This window comes from Kocuria sp. cx-455 (assembly GCF_057707085.1).
In genome coordinates, this window is the sequence record NZ_JBYIPM010000004.1 from 84,604 (window position 1) to 99,381 (window position 14,778).

General features: G+C 63.5%; 12 protein-coding genes and 2 tRNA genes. 11 read left to right on the forward strand and 3 right to left on the reverse strand.

Annotated elements, in window-relative coordinates:
• The first annotated feature begins 50 nt into the window (after positions 1-50).
• The 5 genes from gyrA to AC3ENJ_RS07415 all read left to right on the forward strand — a co-directional run bounded on the left by gyrA (position 51) and on the right by AC3ENJ_RS07415 (position 3,723).
• Positions 51-2,729, forward strand: coding sequence for a DNA gyrase subunit A (gyrA, locus tag AC3ENJ_RS07395; protein WP_431813575.1), 2,679 nt, complete (start codon positions 51-53; stop codon positions 2,727-2,729).
• Positions 2,726-3,280, forward strand: coding sequence for a DUF3566 domain-containing protein (locus AC3ENJ_RS07400; RefSeq protein ID WP_190781058.1), 555 nt, complete (start codon positions 2,726-2,728; stop codon positions 3,278-3,280). The genes gyrA and AC3ENJ_RS07400 overlap by 4 nt, the downstream gene beginning before the upstream one ends.
• An 88-nt stretch (positions 3,281-3,368) precedes the next feature.
• A tRNA-Ile gene (locus AC3ENJ_RS07405) sits at positions 3,369-3,442 on the forward strand.
• A 38-nt stretch (positions 3,443-3,480) separates the two neighbouring features.
• Positions 3,481-3,603 (forward strand): hypothetical protein, encoded by a 123-nt coding sequence (locus tag AC3ENJ_RS07410; RefSeq protein WP_306786868.1) that lies wholly within the window; start codon positions 3,481-3,483, stop codon positions 3,601-3,603.
• Positions 3,604-3,650: 47 nt separating this feature from the next.
• Positions 3,651-3,723 (forward strand) — tRNA-Ala (locus tag AC3ENJ_RS07415).
• 3 nt (positions 3,724-3,726) lie between these two features.
• On the opposite strand, the gene AC3ENJ_RS07420 is transcribed toward AC3ENJ_RS07415, so the two are convergent.
• Positions 3,727-4,278 (reverse strand): DUF2306 domain-containing protein, encoded by a 552-nt coding sequence (locus AC3ENJ_RS07420; RefSeq protein ID WP_431813576.1) that lies wholly within the window; start codon positions 4,276-4,278, stop codon positions 3,727-3,729.
• A gap of 111 nt (positions 4,279-4,389) precedes the next feature.
• On the opposite strand from AC3ENJ_RS07420, the gene AC3ENJ_RS07425 reads away from it, so the two are divergent.
• Both AC3ENJ_RS07425 and AC3ENJ_RS07430 read left to right on the forward strand, forming a co-directional pair.
• Positions 4,390-5,154 carry a MerR family transcriptional regulator gene (locus AC3ENJ_RS07425; protein ID WP_431813577.1) on the forward strand — a complete coding sequence of 255 codons (765 nt, stop codon included), beginning with the start codon at positions 4,390-4,392 and terminating at the stop codon, positions 5,152-5,154.
• Between the two features lie 170 nt (positions 5,155-5,324).
• Positions 5,325-6,620 carry an Nramp family divalent metal transporter gene (locus AC3ENJ_RS07430; RefSeq protein ID WP_190781055.1) on the forward strand — a complete coding sequence of 432 codons (1,296 nt, stop codon included), beginning with the start codon at positions 5,325-5,327 and terminating at the stop codon, positions 6,618-6,620.
• Positions 6,621-6,726: 106 nt separating this feature from the next.
• Here the strand turns inward: AC3ENJ_RS07430 and AC3ENJ_RS07435 are convergent, their stop codons facing one another.
• Positions 6,727-7,590: a hypothetical protein gene (locus tag AC3ENJ_RS07435; protein WP_431813578.1), complete on the reverse strand. Its 864-nt coding sequence runs from the start codon at positions 7,588-7,590 to the stop codon at positions 6,727-6,729.
• Positions 7,591-7,754: 164 nt separating this feature from the next.
• Between AC3ENJ_RS07435 and AC3ENJ_RS07440 the strand changes: the two genes are divergently transcribed.
• From AC3ENJ_RS07440 to AC3ENJ_RS07450, 3 genes are all read left to right on the forward strand, one after another.
• Entirely contained in the window at positions 7,755-8,297 is a 543-nt protein-coding gene (locus tag AC3ENJ_RS07440; RefSeq protein WP_190781053.1) for a peptidylprolyl isomerase, read from the forward strand.
• Between the two features lie 85 nt (positions 8,298-8,382).
• On the forward strand, positions 8,383-9,132 hold the full coding sequence (locus AC3ENJ_RS07445) for a rhomboid family intramembrane serine protease (RefSeq protein WP_431813579.1): 750 nt from the start codon (positions 8,383-8,385) through the stop codon (positions 9,130-9,132).
• 306 nt (positions 9,133-9,438) lie between these two features.
• A complete protein-coding gene (locus AC3ENJ_RS07450; protein WP_431813580.1) occupies positions 9,439-10,659 on the forward strand; it encodes an MFS transporter in 1,221 nt (406 codons plus the stop codon).
• A 118-nt stretch (positions 10,660-10,777) separates the two neighbouring features.
• Here AC3ENJ_RS07450 and AC3ENJ_RS07455 read toward each other — a convergent pair whose 3' ends face one another.
• Positions 10,778-12,730: an APC family permease gene (locus tag AC3ENJ_RS07455; RefSeq protein ID WP_190806457.1), complete on the reverse strand. Its 1,953-nt coding sequence runs from the start codon at positions 12,728-12,730 to the stop codon at positions 10,778-10,780.
• A 268-nt stretch (positions 12,731-12,998) separates the two neighbouring features.
• On the opposite strand from AC3ENJ_RS07455, the gene AC3ENJ_RS07460 reads away from it, so the two are divergent.
• Positions 12,999-14,672, forward strand: coding sequence for an MFS transporter (locus tag AC3ENJ_RS07460; RefSeq protein WP_431813581.1), 1,674 nt, complete (start codon positions 12,999-13,001; stop codon positions 14,670-14,672).
• Positions 14,673-14,778 lie beyond the last annotated feature (106 nt).

Below are 14,778 nucleotides of genomic sequence, written 5' to 3' on the forward strand. Positions count from 1 at the left end.
GCGGTATGAATGCCGAATCGTGGGATCTGAGAAGAAACGGATAGCAACGAATGAGTGACGAGACTCCGGACGGAAACGCCCCGGTCGACCCCGAGAACTCGACCGAGCTCGAAACGGGCGAGGGCGACGTCGTCGTGAGCAGCGGCGATCACGTGGAGCAGGTGGACCTGCAGACCGAGATGCAGCGCTCGTACCTGGACTACGCCATGGCCGTGATCGTGGGCCGCGCGCTGCCGGATGTGCGCGACGGTTTGAAGCCCGTGCACCGCCGGGTGATCTACACGATGTTCGACGGCGGTTACCGCCCCGAGCGTTCCTTCAACAAGTGCGCCCGCGTGGTCGGTGACGTGATGGGTAACTACCACCCGCACGGTGACTCCGCGATCTACGACGCCCTGGTGCGACTGATTCAGAACTGGATCATGCGCTACCCGCTCGCGCTCGGCCAGGGCAACTTCGGCTCGCCCGGTAACGACGGCGCCGCGGCACCGCGTTACACCGAGACCAAGATGGCTCCGCTGGCCATGGAGATGGTCCGGGACATTCACGAGGACACCGTGGATTTCCAGGACAACTACGACGGCAAGCAGCAGGAACCCACCGTTCTGCCCTCGCGCTTCCCGAACCTGCTGGTCAACGGTTCTTCCGGTATCGCCGTGGGTATGGCCACCAACATTCCGCCGCACAACCTGCGCGAGGTGGCGGACGGCGTGCAGTGGTACCTCCAGAACCCCACCGTGGATCGCGAGACCCTGCTCGAAGAACTCATCAAACGCGTCAAGGGCCCGGATTTCCCCACGGGTGCTCAGATCCTGGGCCACAAGGGCATCGAGGACGCCTACCGCACCGGCCGTGGTTCCATCACCATGCGCGCCGTGGTCAATGTGGAAGAGATCCACGGCCGGACCTGCCTGGTGGTCACCGAACTGCCGTACCAGGTGAACCCGGACAACCTGGCCGTGAAGATCGCCGACCTCGTCAAGGACGGCCGCGTGCAGGGCATTGCGGACATGCGCGACGAGACCTCCGGTCGTACCGGTCAGCGTCTGGTGATCGTGCTCAAGCGCGATGCCGTGCCCAAGGTGGTGCTCAACAACCTCTACAAGCACACGCAGCTGCAGGAGAACTTCTCCGCCAACATGCTGGCGCTCGTGGACGGAGTGCCCCGCACCCTGTCCCTGGACGCTTTTGTGCACCACTGGGTCACGCACCAAATGGAAGTCATTGTGCGTCGCACCCGGTACCGACTCAAGCAGGCCGAGGAAGAAGCACATATTCTGCGCGGTCTCCTCAAGGCACTCGACGCCCTGGACGAGGTCATTGCGCTGATCCGCCGTTCTCCCACCGTGGAGGAAGCCCGCAACGGGCTCATGGAGCTGCTCGACATCGACGAGGCCCAAGCGCAGGCCATTCTCAACATGCAGCTGCGCCGCCTGGCCGCTCTGGAACGCCAGAAGATCCAGGACCGGCACGCGGAACTGGAGCGTCTGATCGCCGAGTACCAGGCGATCATCGCCTCCGAGGACCGGCAGCGCGAAATCATTTCCGAGGAACTCGCGGAGATCGTCAATCACTTCGGTGATGATCGCCGCAGTGAGATCCTGTTCGGTTACGACGGCGACATGTCCATGGAAGACCTCATTCCCGAAGAGGAAGTGGTCGTCACCATTACCCGCGACGGGTACGTCAAGCGCACGCGCTCGGACGAGTACCGTTCGCAGCACCGTGGTGGTCGCGGCATCAAGGGCGCACAGTTGCGTGGCGGTGACGTGGTGGAGCACTTCTTCGTGACCACCACGCACAATTGGATTTTGTTCTTCACCACGTTCGGTCGCGTGTACCGGGCCAAGGCGTACGAACTGGTCGAGGCCGGCCGCGACGCCAAGGGTCAGCACGTGGCCAACCTCTTGGAGTTCCAGCCGGACGAGCGCATCGCCCAGGTCATGCAGTTGCGCACCTACCAGGACGCCCCGTACCTGGTTCTGGCCACCCGCCGCGGTCTGGTCAAGAAGTCCCGGTTGTCCGACTACGACACCAACCGCACCGCCGGCGTGATCGCCATCAACCTGCGCGACGACGACGAACTGGTCTCGGCCATGCTCGCGACTCCCGCGGACGACATCATGTTGATTTCACATCTCGGTCAGTCGTTGCGTTTCACCGCCGACGACGACGCTCTGCGCCCCATGGGGCGCGCGACCTCCGGGGTGACCGGCATGAAGTTCCGCGACCGTGACGAATTGCTATCGGCCAATGTGGTCACCGACGACGCTTTCGTGTTCGTGGTGACCGAGGGCGGCTACGCCAAGCGCACCGCGGTCAGAGAATACCGCGTGCAGGGTCGCGGTGGTCTGGGTATCAAGGTGGCCAAGCTCGCCGATGACCGCGGCGATCTGGTCGGTGGCCTGATCGTGGGCGAAGCGGATGAGGTCCTCGTGGTCATGTCCGGCGGCAAGGTGGTTCGTTCCAACGTGGCCGAGGTTCCCGCTCGCGGGCGCGACACGATGGGCGTGATCTTCGCCAAGCCGGGGCCTTCGGATCACATTGTCGGGGTTGCTCACAACGCCGAACGTGAGATCGAGAAAAAGGTGGATTCCGAAGCCGAAGAGGGCGGCGACGTCCGCCCCGGGGAAACGCAAAAAGATGCGGCGGACCAGGGCAGTGATGCCGGGGCTCCCTCGGACGATGCAGTAGCGTTGGAAAACCACGACAACGGAGGTGAAGCATGAGCGCAAGCTCTGCCTCGAAGGGTTCCAAGCCCCCCACGAACTCCCCGGTGAGCCCCTCCAAGGGTGGCATCAGCACCGCGGAAAAGAAGCCGAGCTCTCCGACCGCGGCGAAAAAGTCAGGCTCGCCCGCTGCGAAGAAGCCGCAGAATCAGCCCGCCAAGGGACTGGTCCGTCCGGCACCGCGCGCCAAGGTGCGCCGCGCGCGGCTGGTAGTGTCCAAGGTTGACACCTGGTCAGTCCTCAAGCTTGCCTTCCTACTCTCCGTTGCACTGGGCATCATTGTGGTCGTCGCATCCTTGGTGCTGTGGCTCGTGCTGAACCTCACCGGTCTGTTCGACGGGATCAACGAGATGCTGTCCATGCTCGGCGGGAATGCGGGCGGCACGGACATCAAGGAATTCCTGTCCCTGGGCAACGTGGCGCTGTTCGCCACGGTCATCTCGGTGGTCAACGTGATCCTGCTGACCGCGCTGGCAGTGTTGGGCGCTCTGCTGTACAACATTGCGGCCGCTCTGATCGGCGGTATCGGGGTGACCCTGACCGACGACTGATCGGTTCTCGATTTGGCGCCGGGGGAAACCTCCGGTAAAGTTTCAGCTCGGTCAACCAAGAGGTTAATGTGTTGGTTGACTGTGCTACGGGCGTATAGCTCAGACGGTTAGAGCGCTTCGCTGATAACGAAGAGGTCCCAGGTTCAATTCCTGGTACGCCCACTCACTGAGTTCACGATTCACATCGTGTGGAGGTAGCGATGAAGGCACGACTCGCAGCACTGGCTGCACTCGCGGGCCTGTCCGTCGCAGCCTTCAAAGCGTGGCGTGAGGCGGAAGCCAAACGTCAAGCGTGGGACTCAGTTGTGGATCCCGTGGACTGAACGGTCAGGGAATGCGGCCCACCCGCGGGTGGACTAACAATGAATACGGGGCCTTAGCTCAGTTGGTAGAGCGCCGCCTTTGCAAGGCGGATGTCAGGAGTTCGAATCTCCTAGGCTCCACAGTCACAACCTCCGGGTTCCTGTTGCGGCAGGGGCCCGGAGGTTTTTTGTGCCCCAAGTGTTAAGCCTTCGACGCGCCGCCACAACCGGCTGAGGCCGGAACACGAACCACGCCGCCGCTACCGCGAGCAGGATGACCAGCACGGTGGTGACCGTAGTGAGCGGTGCGGCGGCGGTTACCTGGGACAGCGTGCGGGTGGGCACCAGGGCCGCGAACAGGAACGCCGCCCATAGGCCCAGGTACGAACCGACCATGTTTCCCCGATGCGCTTGCACGTTCCCGCGGCGAATGGCCACAACTCCCAGGGTGAGAGAAATGAGCGTCCACGCCGAGAGTGCGTGGAGCCCGGACAGTGCCGAGAACGGCTGTTGAATTCCAAAGCTTGTGACCGCGGTGATCACCATGGCGACGACCCACGTGCGCCCGAGCATGCGATGGGTGCGATCACGTTTCCGACGCACCAGGTTGAACGGTCCGACCGCCAAGGCGAAGAGCGCGGTGATTACGTGAACAATGAGGAGGGGACTGGAGACCAAATGATTGAGCGCTTCCATGCTCATAAGATAGTTTGAGTATCCAAGGCTGTCACCGTAGATAGCTGACACCGGAACGGGTATCTAAACCACGGGTGGAGAACTGCCCGGATCAACAACCGGAGAAGCACCATGAAGCTTAAAGAGCTCGCGGAAATCACGGGTGTTCCGACCAGTTCCATTAAGTTCTACCTCCGTCATGAGCTGTTGCACCCCGGGGAGAAGCTCAATGCAACCACCGCGCGCTACGGACACGATCACGCGGAGCGGTTGGAACTTATCAAAGCGCTGCGCCAGGTCATCGGACTGTCCCTCGAGCAGTGCGCGCGGGTGGTCACCGCGGTGGACGCGACCGAGACGGTGACCACCGTGGCACTCATGGGTCAGGTGCAGACCGTGGTCCAAGAATTCTTGGGCGAAAGTCCCGGTCCGAGTTCGTCCGGGGAAGGTGGGGTTGGCGGCACTGAAGATGGCGCAGTTCGTGCTGATGCACCGTTGTCCCAAAGCACCCGACTCACGGCGGATGACATCGTGGACGCCATGGGGTGGCTGTCCGGCACGGATGAATCCATGGTTGCCCTTGATCAGGAACTCCACCGCATGGCCCTGTGGGGATTGGCTCCTCGCCTGGATTCTGCGTTGGTGTACGCGCGAGCAGTGGACGCGGTAGCCGTGCACCAGCTTCGCATCGCACGGGACCGCAGGGGCCTCGAGGAATGGCAGCGCATGGCGGATCGGGGCGGCACTTCCGGGGACGAGTCGGTGAGTCGCGACCAGCTCGCCATGTATGTGGCGCTGGGGGTCTATTCGTATTCGCGCTTCCTGCTCAAACTTCTGGCGGTGGCTCAGGGCTCTCATGCGCGTTCGAGCCCGGGAGAAAAGGAAGGCGGCCACTGACCGATCGGGACGCCAGTCAGGAAGACGGCCGAGCGGCGTCGTCGGGTGAAATATTCGAGTACTTCCCTGCCACAGTTGTTTACCAAAGCGCCCCAACAGTTAGCGCATGAAATGATGATGAGTAATTGTTGTGACCCTTCCCATGCTTGCCAAGTCACTGGAGTAACCGAATGCGCGATAAAACAGCCTTGTTACCGGATACGTCGGTGGATCCGAGTGAGCAGTTGGAACGGGTCAGGAAATGGCGGATCGTGGGCCCCGGCCTGGTGGTTGCCGCCACGGGCGTGGGCGCAGCGGACATGGTTGCGACCCTGACCGCGGGTTCTCGTTACGGGTACGCGCTGCTGTGGGCCGTGATCGTGGGCACGGTCATGAAGATTGTTCTGGTCGAGGGCGCCGGGCGTTACTCGTTGGCCAGCGGGCGGACCATCTTCGAGGGTTGGCGGTCGCTGGGGCGTTGGACGTCCTGGTACTTCGGTCCGTACATCCTCATTTGGGGTTTCGTGTACGGCGCGACCGCTATGTCCTCGTCCGCACTTCCCCTGGCGGCTCTTTTCCCGATCCTGCCGTTGTGGGCGTGGGCCATCTTGATGGGTCTGATCGGTTTCGGCATCGTGTGGTTGGGACGCTATACGGCGGTGGAGAAAATCACCGCGGCCATGGTGGGCATCATGTTCCTGGTCATGGTGGGGCTGGCGATCATCACGCTGCCCAACATCCCGGAAATGCTCAAGGGCCTGATCCCCGTGATTCCGCAGGGGGGCGTGGTTTACACCCTGGCACTGGCCGGTGGCGTGGGCGGTACCATTACTCTGGCGGCCTACGGTTATTGGCTGCGTGAGAAGGGCTGGCACCAGCCGCGGTGGATGCGCGTCATGCAGTTGGACAACACCGTGGCGTACACCATTACCGGTATTTTCGTGCTGGCCATGCTGGTGGTGGGCGCCGAGGTCCTCTACTCCGCCGGCTACGCCATCAGCGCCGGTGATCGCGGTCTGCTCGATCTGGATGCGGTGCTGCGCGAACGCTACGGCGATGTGATCGGCCTGATCTTCCTGGTCGGGTTCTGGGCGGCGTCGTTCTCGTCCGTGGTGGGCGTATGGTCCGGTGTTTCGCTCATGTTCGCCGATTACTGGGGCAATATCCGCAACCGACCCAAGGACCACCCGGACACCCGCAACGGCGGCAAGTACTTCAAGTTCTACCTGCTGTGGCTCACGTTCCCGCCCATGCTTTTGCTGCTGTTGGACCGGCCGGTGTTCCTGATCCTGCTCTACGGCGTGCTGGGAGCATTGTTCATGCCGTTCCTGGCCATCACTTTGCTGGGCCTGCTGAACACCTCGCGCACCCCCAAGATCTGGCGTAACGGCATGTTCACCAATGCGGTGCTGGTGATTTGCGCAGTGCTGTTCGGCATCTTGGGCATTTACCAAGTGTGGGACACCGTCTCGAGCGTGTTCTCCTAGCGGCACCGCGCTGCACAACGGTCTTAAACGGCGACGCCGCCGGCGCCCCTTCCCCGGGGCCCGGCGGCGTTGCGGTGTTACTCAGTCAGCGCGAGGCCGGCTCAGATCACTTGTTGTTGTCCTCGGGCTTGGAACCCTTGATCTGTTCCTTGACCTCGTTGACGGTCTGCTTGGCGTCGTCGGCAACGGACTTGGCGCTGTCGGATGCGCGGTGAGCAGCCTGGGAAGCAGTGCCCTGGTCGTTCACGGACGACGTGGGATCCTTGACGTCATCAACCTTGGCACCCTGGCCCGCGGCCACGGTGGTGGAGTTGTTGACCGGGGAAGCGGACACGCGCGGTGACGTGGTGGCCGGGGTCTTCCACGGATCCTGAACCGGACGGGATGCGCGCCATGCGGCCACGCCTGCCACGGCACCTGCCGTGATGAGACCCAGGAGCAGCAGGCCCTTGTTGCCGCCCTGAGCCTTCTTCTGCTTCTTGGCGTACTCCTTGGCGGAGTTGCGAGCGGCCTTCTGGATACGCTTGACGGTCTTCTTGTCACCGGTGAGCTTGGTGATCAGAGCGTCGAACTGCTCCGAGGTGTCTGCATCCGCAACCTTGGCTGCGAGAGCAGCCACGGCGCCGTCGTACTTGCCCTGAGCCGCGGCGCGGCCCTTGGCGGTGTTCTTCGCTGCCTTGGCGGCCAGGGGAGCGGCGGCGGCTGCACCGGCTGCGGCGGCCTTCTCACCGCGAGCCTTCACGGTGTCGCCCAGGTCCTGAGCCTTGCCCAGGCCCTCCTGGACGTAGGGGCCTGAGGACTGAACTCCGGTGGCCAGGGCGGAAGCACCCGTCTCCACACCGTGCTGCAGCTTGGTACCCAGGTGACCGATTTCGTTGGACAGCCATGCTCCGGCGTCCACGACCTTCCCCTCGGCACCCTTCTGCGCGGCCTTGGCCTTCTTCTGGCTTTCGCTCTTGAACAAGCTCATAACGTGTCCCTCCTGAAGTAGTGACATTAGAAAGCTCCATAATCAGCATACGGGCTGCCGAGTGGCCCAGGAGGGCTCAATCAGCGGATTCACGGGCTTTTCACTGTGCGCTGAACGACTCTCGGCACCCTGGCGCACCCCGGGGAGCGTGCCACAATGGCACCATGACTGCTATTGCCACACACAAGGCGACCATCCACACCAACCACGGCGACATCGCCGTGGAACTTTTCGGTAACCACGCGCCCAGGACCGTGCAGAACTTTGTCGGTCTCTCGGACGGATCCCAGGAATGGGCCGATCCCCGCACCGGTGAGAAGCAGAACGGTCCCCTCTACAAGGACGTCGTGTTCCACCGCATCATCAAGGACTTCATGATTCAGGGCGGTGACCCGCTGGGTCAGGGAATCGGTGGCCCCGGGTACAACTTTGACGACGAGATCCACCCGGAACTGAATTTCAACGCGCCCTACATGTTGGCCATGGCCAATGCCGGTCTGCGCAACGGACACGGCACCAATGGTTCCCAGTTCTTCATCACCACCGCGCCCACCACGTGGCTGCAGGGTAAGCACACCATTTTCGGTGAGGTTACGGACGAGGATTCCAAGAAGGTCGTTGACGAGCTCAACAACGTTCGCACCGGCGGTCAGGACCGCCCCGTGGAGGATGCCGTGATCACCTCCATTGATATTGAGAAGCTCTGACCCAGAAGCTTTTCGCAGCCAAGGCCCACCCGTCGACCGGGTGGGCTTTGTCATCGCTATGACCAGTAGATATACGGGAGCATACATGAACGAGAGTCCCCGAGAGAACTCGGACGATCCGCAGGGCCCGCGAGGCGATCGGCCCGTTCCTGCCCCGCAGTACGGTCAGTACATTTCGGGCCCCGGGGGAGGCTCCGGCCGGAGCAACCCACCCGAGTCTGCTCGCTATCCTCAGTCGCCTCAGCAGCGCGGTGGCCGCGGTGCGCGACGCGGCCGCGGGGGCGACATGCCGGCCTCTTGGTCCATCATTGGGTTGTGCGTGGCCGTGTGGGGTCTCCAATGGCTGGTCTACGTAGCTACGCCCTACAATCTGGCGTCCATCTTGGGCTATGCGCCGGTACTGACCACGTCCCAGCCGTGGCGCATGCTCACCTCGGGTTTCGTGCACTCGATGCCGTCACCCGTGCATCTGTTGCTGAACATGTACACCCTCTATCTGTTCGGCCGGATGCTCGAGCCACTGTTGGGGACGTGGCGGATGGTCGTGTTGTTTGTTCTCTCCGTTCTGGGCGGCTCCCTGGGTGTTCTACTGCTGGGTCAACCCAATGTCCTGGTGATCGGGGCTTCGGGTGGTGTCTTCGGATTGTTCGGGGCAGTGTTCATTTTCATGCGCCATTTCAAGCGCAGCATCACGCCCATCGTGGTGCTCATCGGGATCAACCTGGCGTTCGGATTCCTGGTGGGCGGGATTGCATGGCAGGCCCACGTGGGTGGCCTGATCGTGGGCGCATTGGTCTCTCTCGGCATGCTTCCGGGGTTACGAAAACGGCGCTGACGACACCTGTCCACAGGAGTTGTCCACACCTGTTAACAACTTACAAACATGTAATTCCACAACTGTGAACAACCCTGTGGATACCGGGATGGCACGGTCGAGGGGCTCTACGGCGTACATGTTGTTCGGGATATGCACAATGTTCTCCACACCTGTGGATAACTCTTGTGCACGGGCTGGGGAGAATGACACGTTTCGGGTGAATCGCACCACAAGTAGTTCACCCCACGAACAAAAACCGGCACCCTGGTAGACGCGCCACCATTCGCCGCGCCCACACCCCACCCTTTGAAAGGCTCTGCCCGCATGCCCCAATTGACTCCCGCCCGTCGCAGGCTCGCCCTGCTCGCACTTGCCCTGGGTGGATTCGGAATAGGGTGCACGGAGTTCGTCTCCATGGGGTTGCTACCCCAGATCGCACAAGACATGTTGGGCGAGATGTACGCGGCGGCGCCCGAGCAGGGCATCGCCCGGGCCGGATGGTTGATCAGCGCATACGCCCTGGGTGTCGTGGTGGGTGCACCACTGATTTCCGTGCTCGTGGCACGCGCGTCCCGGACCAGCATGCTCCTGGTGATGGCGGCCGCTCTGCTGGTGGGCAACGCGGCCTCCGCGGTGGCACCGGAGTTCGAGACCTTGTTGGTCATGCGCTTCCTGGCGGGTTTGCCCCACGGCGCGTACTTCGGTTTGGCATCTCTCATCGCCGCGGACGTGATGGGTCCCGGTAATCAGGCCAAGGGCGTTGCACTGGCGCTGTCCGGACTCACCGTGGCCAATGTGGTGGGCGTTCCCACCATGACCGCGCTGGGTCAGGCCTTGGGCTGGCGCGCGGCGTACGTGGCCGTGGCCGTGGTGTTCCTTGTGACCCTGGCCGCCCTGTGGTTCACCGTGCCCTCCCAACGTCCCATTGCCGGATCGAGCCGCAGGGGTGAGATGTCCGCACTTCGCTATGGGCAGGTATGGATCGTCATGGGTGTTGCCGCCATCGGTTTTGGTGGGTTCTTCGCGATCTTCAGTTATCTCACCCAGATGAGCCGTGAACTGGCCGGGTTGCCCGGTGGTGCGGTGCCGTGGTTGCTGGCGACCGTGGGCGTGGGCATGACGGTGGGCAATATCGCCGGTGGCATCAGCGCTGACCATTATCCCAAACAATCCATGATCGTCGGGTTCCCGGTGCTCGCCCTGGTCCTGCTGGCCGTGTGGGCTCTCGTAGGGAACCCCGTGGGGATCTTCGTGGCGGGCCTGGCCATGGGCCTGGCCAACTCGTTCGTTATGCCGTCCATTCAGAGCTGGCTCATCGACGCCGCCGGTGACGCACGTTTGCTGGGCGCGTCCCTGAACCACTCGGCCTTCAACGTGGCCAACTCCATTGGGGCCGTACTGGGTGGTGCGGTGATCTCGGCGGGCTTCGGCTACCGCTCGCCGGCCCTCGTCGCGTGCGCCCTGGTGATCGTGGGCGGACTGCTCGCCCTGTACGGGGCCAAGCGGCAGGAGGGATTGGCGCGGCGCCACCGAATCACGGTCTAGAAGGCTGCTACGGAACCAGGAACCGGCCGAACACCGGTCATTGCAACCGATAGTCTCTCGTGGTTCGCCGCGCGGCGGAGGCGAGTAGCCACGATGGGTCGTGACCACGTGCGTCACGTTACATCACGTGGACCACGGGGCGAGCGGCGTCGTCGGGCTCGGCGCGACGCAGGATCTCGTGGACCACCGACGCGGTCTGGCCCTGGCCCCACAACAGGAACCGCAGATAATTGCGCACGGGTGAGCCTGCGGACCACTCGAGATACACGTGGGGTGGCACACCGGTCTGATCGCGCACCCACAAGGCGACCCCCGCGAGGCACGTGGGAACGGAGGAGCCGTCCACGTGAATGACGTGATGCGAACACACGGTGCGTGAGACCAGAGAGATCTTGTCCGAGAAGTCGGACGGATCGCGCAGTTCGACCTCCACGAACCACACATCCGAATCCTCGATCAGGGCGTGGGAACGGCGCTCGACGGACAGTTTTTCCTGGTAGTCCTCGGCCGCGTTCTGGGGTTTGGGTTTCCGCGGGATCAACTGGACAGCGTGGCCGCGAGCGGCGGTCATCGAGGTGCGCAGGGCGGAATCGGCGCGGAGGCGCGTGATGCGCAACTCCGAGGCGCGCCACACGCGCGAGGCGAATGAAATCACCAGGATGCACACCACGAAGACCGCTGCAATTTTGATGCCGTCCGGGCGTTCCACCACGTTGGCCACGGTCGTATAGAGGAACACGGCCGTGACCAGTCCGTACGCCCAGGCGAGGCGCGGGCGGTCATGGTGTCTGGCGGACAGCGTCACCGCGAGCGCCGCCGAGGTCATGAGCACCAGCACCCCGGTCGCGTAGGCCCCGCCCTGGGCGTCCACGTTGGCGTCGAAGAGCCATGTGATGACAAAGGCCACTAGGGTGAAGACCAGAATCAGGGGACGTACGGCGCGAGTCCATTCCGGAGCCATGCCGTAGCGCGGTAGATATCGGGGCACCAGATTGAGCATGCCGGCCAGTGCGGAGGCCCCGGCAAACCACAGGATCAAGATGGTGGACAAGTCGTATGCGCTGCCGACAACCGGTCCCATGTACTCGTGCGCCACGTACGCCAGTGCACGACCGTTGGCCTGGCCGCCGGGCGCGAATTCCTGCGGGGGAATCAGCAGGGTGGTGACCATGGACGAGGCCAGGAGCATGACGGCCATGATCACGGCGGCCAGTGTCAGCATTTTGCGGGCGCCCTTGATGCGGCCGGCGACGGCGCCGTGGCCGGCCTTGGCGGCGTCGGCCGTGGACCCCGGGTGGATCTGCGTCATGACCGAGACACCGGTCTCGTATCCGGACATGCCCAGGGCGAGTTTCGGAAACACGATGACCGCCAGCAGCAGGGCCATCCAGGGATTGGAATGTTGGGTGGACACCGCGGACGCCCAGGCGTTCAGAACCTCGGGATGGGTCAGGATGCGCTCGAACCCCACCGCCATGACCGCGACATTGAGAGCCAGGTAAATGGGGACCAGGAAAACGGCCAGGGCAATGGCCTCGCGAAATCCCTTCAGAAACACGGCGGCGAGCAGCGTGATCAGACCAAACGTGATCCACAACTTGGCTCCGTTGCCGTGCAGCGGCATGACCGGATTGTCCACCAGATGGGTCGCGGCGTCCGCGGAGGACAGGGTGATGGTGATCATGAAGTCCGTGCACGCGAATCCCAGGAGCACGAGCACGGCGATCTTGCCGTTCCACCGCGGGAGTAGTTTCTCCAGCATGCGGATGGACCCCGCGCCGTGGGGGCTGACCGCGGCAACCCAGCGGTACACGGGCAAGGCCCCGCACAGGGTGACGAGCACCAACACGAGTGTGGCAACGGGAGCCAGTGAACCGGCCGCCAGTGCCGCAATGCCGGGCTGGTATCCCAGTGTGGAGAAATAGTCCACACCGGACAGGCACATCACGGCCCACCAGGGGCGGGTTCGTGTGTCGTCACGCGGGCGTTGATGCGGCCCGTGGTAGGCCGCCGAGTTCTCCTGGTCGTTGAACAACCAGGCTCGGAACCGATGTAAAACCGCAGTGGTCATGACAATCCTCCGAGGCGTGGGCACGCGCGGTGTTTTTGGTGCATCGCGTGCCTCCGTGGGCCACGGAGCGTGTCCGTACGCTGGTGATATCTGACAGCATATTCTTCTCCCGGGTCTCGCACACCGGTGGGACAGGAAGGCCGCGACGGCGGAATGAACTCCCCACTTCGTACGTTGCTGACTCCTGGGAGGAGGCTGCTGCGCCGGGCGCAGGCCTTTGGGCAACTTTTCCCCGCCGGGTGTGAAGTCCCGGAGTCGTCGGCGCACGGTGCCGACACACTTCTTCCGCGATGAACACGGTTCCGGGACCATGTTCACCCACCGGCCACTACAGAAAGACGTCAACCACACCATGGGCCGCCACTCATCCTCCGATACACCCGCCCACGACAGCCGCGCCTCGGTGTCCCACGTCGGCAGTTCCGTTTCCGCTCCGGCCACGGGCGCCCAGCGACCTACCGAGCCCGCTTCCGGGGGCGACGCCGCTCTGGGCACCGACCAGCCGGATCCGCGCCGCTGGCGCATCCTGGCCGTACTTCTCGTGGCAATCTTCATGTCCCTGGTGGGCGTGAGCATCCTCAACGTGGGACTGCCCTCCATCCAGGAAGGCCTGGGCGCCAGTCAGTCCCAATTGCAGTGGGTGCTGTCCGGGTACGCGTTGACCTTCGGTGTGGTGCTCGTGGCCGCAGGCCGTGCCGGAGACATCTTCGGGCGGGGGTTCATGTTTATCGCTGGCGTAGTGGTGTTCACCGTGGCTTCGGTGGCGGCGGGAATGGCCGGTGATCCCACCACCCTCACGGTGGCGCGCTTCGTGCAGGGCCTGGGTTCCGGGCTGCTCAACCCGCAGGGCATTGGCATGATCCAGCAGTACTTCCGCGGAGCCGAACGCGGTAAGGCCTACGGAATGTTCGGCAGTGTGGTGGGGATCTCCGTGGGGGTGGGTCCCCTGTTGGGCGGTCTGCTCATCCAGATCGGGGGCGCGAGTGAGGGCTGGCGTTGGATCTTCCTGATCAACGTCCCCGTGGGCATCCTGGCCCTGGTTCTGGCGTTCCTGTGGTTCCCCAAACCCCTGTTCAAGCGCACACGCGGGCAGAGCCTGGGGAAGACACTGCGAGAGCTGGACCCCGTGGGTGCCGTAATCCTGGGACTGGCCATCCTGGCGCTGCTGTTGCCGTTCATGGAAGCGCGCACGGCGGCCTCCGCGTGGGCGTGGGCCCTGCTACCCGTGGGCCTGGTGCTGCTGGGCGGCTGGGCGGTATGGGAGAAGAAGCACAAGCAGAGCGGACACAGCCCCATGGTGGATCTGTCGATCTTCCATGTGCGCAGCTTCCTGCACGGGTCGGTTCTGATCGGTCTGTACTTCCTGGGCATCACCAGCATCTGGGTGCTCGTGGCCCAGTACATGCAGGAGGGGCTGGGTCACACCGCCCTGGAGAGCGGGATGATCGGGCTCCCCAACGCCGTGGCCAGCGCCGTGGCCTCCAACTGGGCCGGGCGGCACGTGCTGCAATTGGGGCGCAAGGTCGTGGTGGCCGGGATGGCCAGTGTCCTGGTTGGTCTCGCGCTCAGTGTCATGATCATTCAATTGCGCGAACACGAGTTGGTGAGCGAGTGGTGGCTGTTGGCCACCCTGGCATTCGTGGGCTTGGGACAGGGCGCCGTGGTCAGCCCCAATCAAACCCTCACGCTGGCCAAGGTGCCCATGGAGTACGCCGGCAGCTCCGGGGGCATTATGCAGACGGGCCAACGCATCGGTACCTCGATCGGGATCGCCATGATCACCGCGGTTGCTTTCAGCGTGCTGGCTCGCACCGACTGGGGACAAGCCATTACGGCGGGCTTCGCGGCCACGGCCCTGGCGGTCATCGCGGCACTGGTCGTGGCCGTGGTGGACATGCGCTACCGCGCTCGAACGGGCACGGGAGGAACCACCACGGGGTGAGCCTGTGTGGAGCCCGCGCTCAGAAGCCTTTCAGCGAACGGGGAGCATTCTGGTCCTACGCCACCGGAGATTCTGTCTGCGATCACGGCAGTGGCTCACGCCGGGT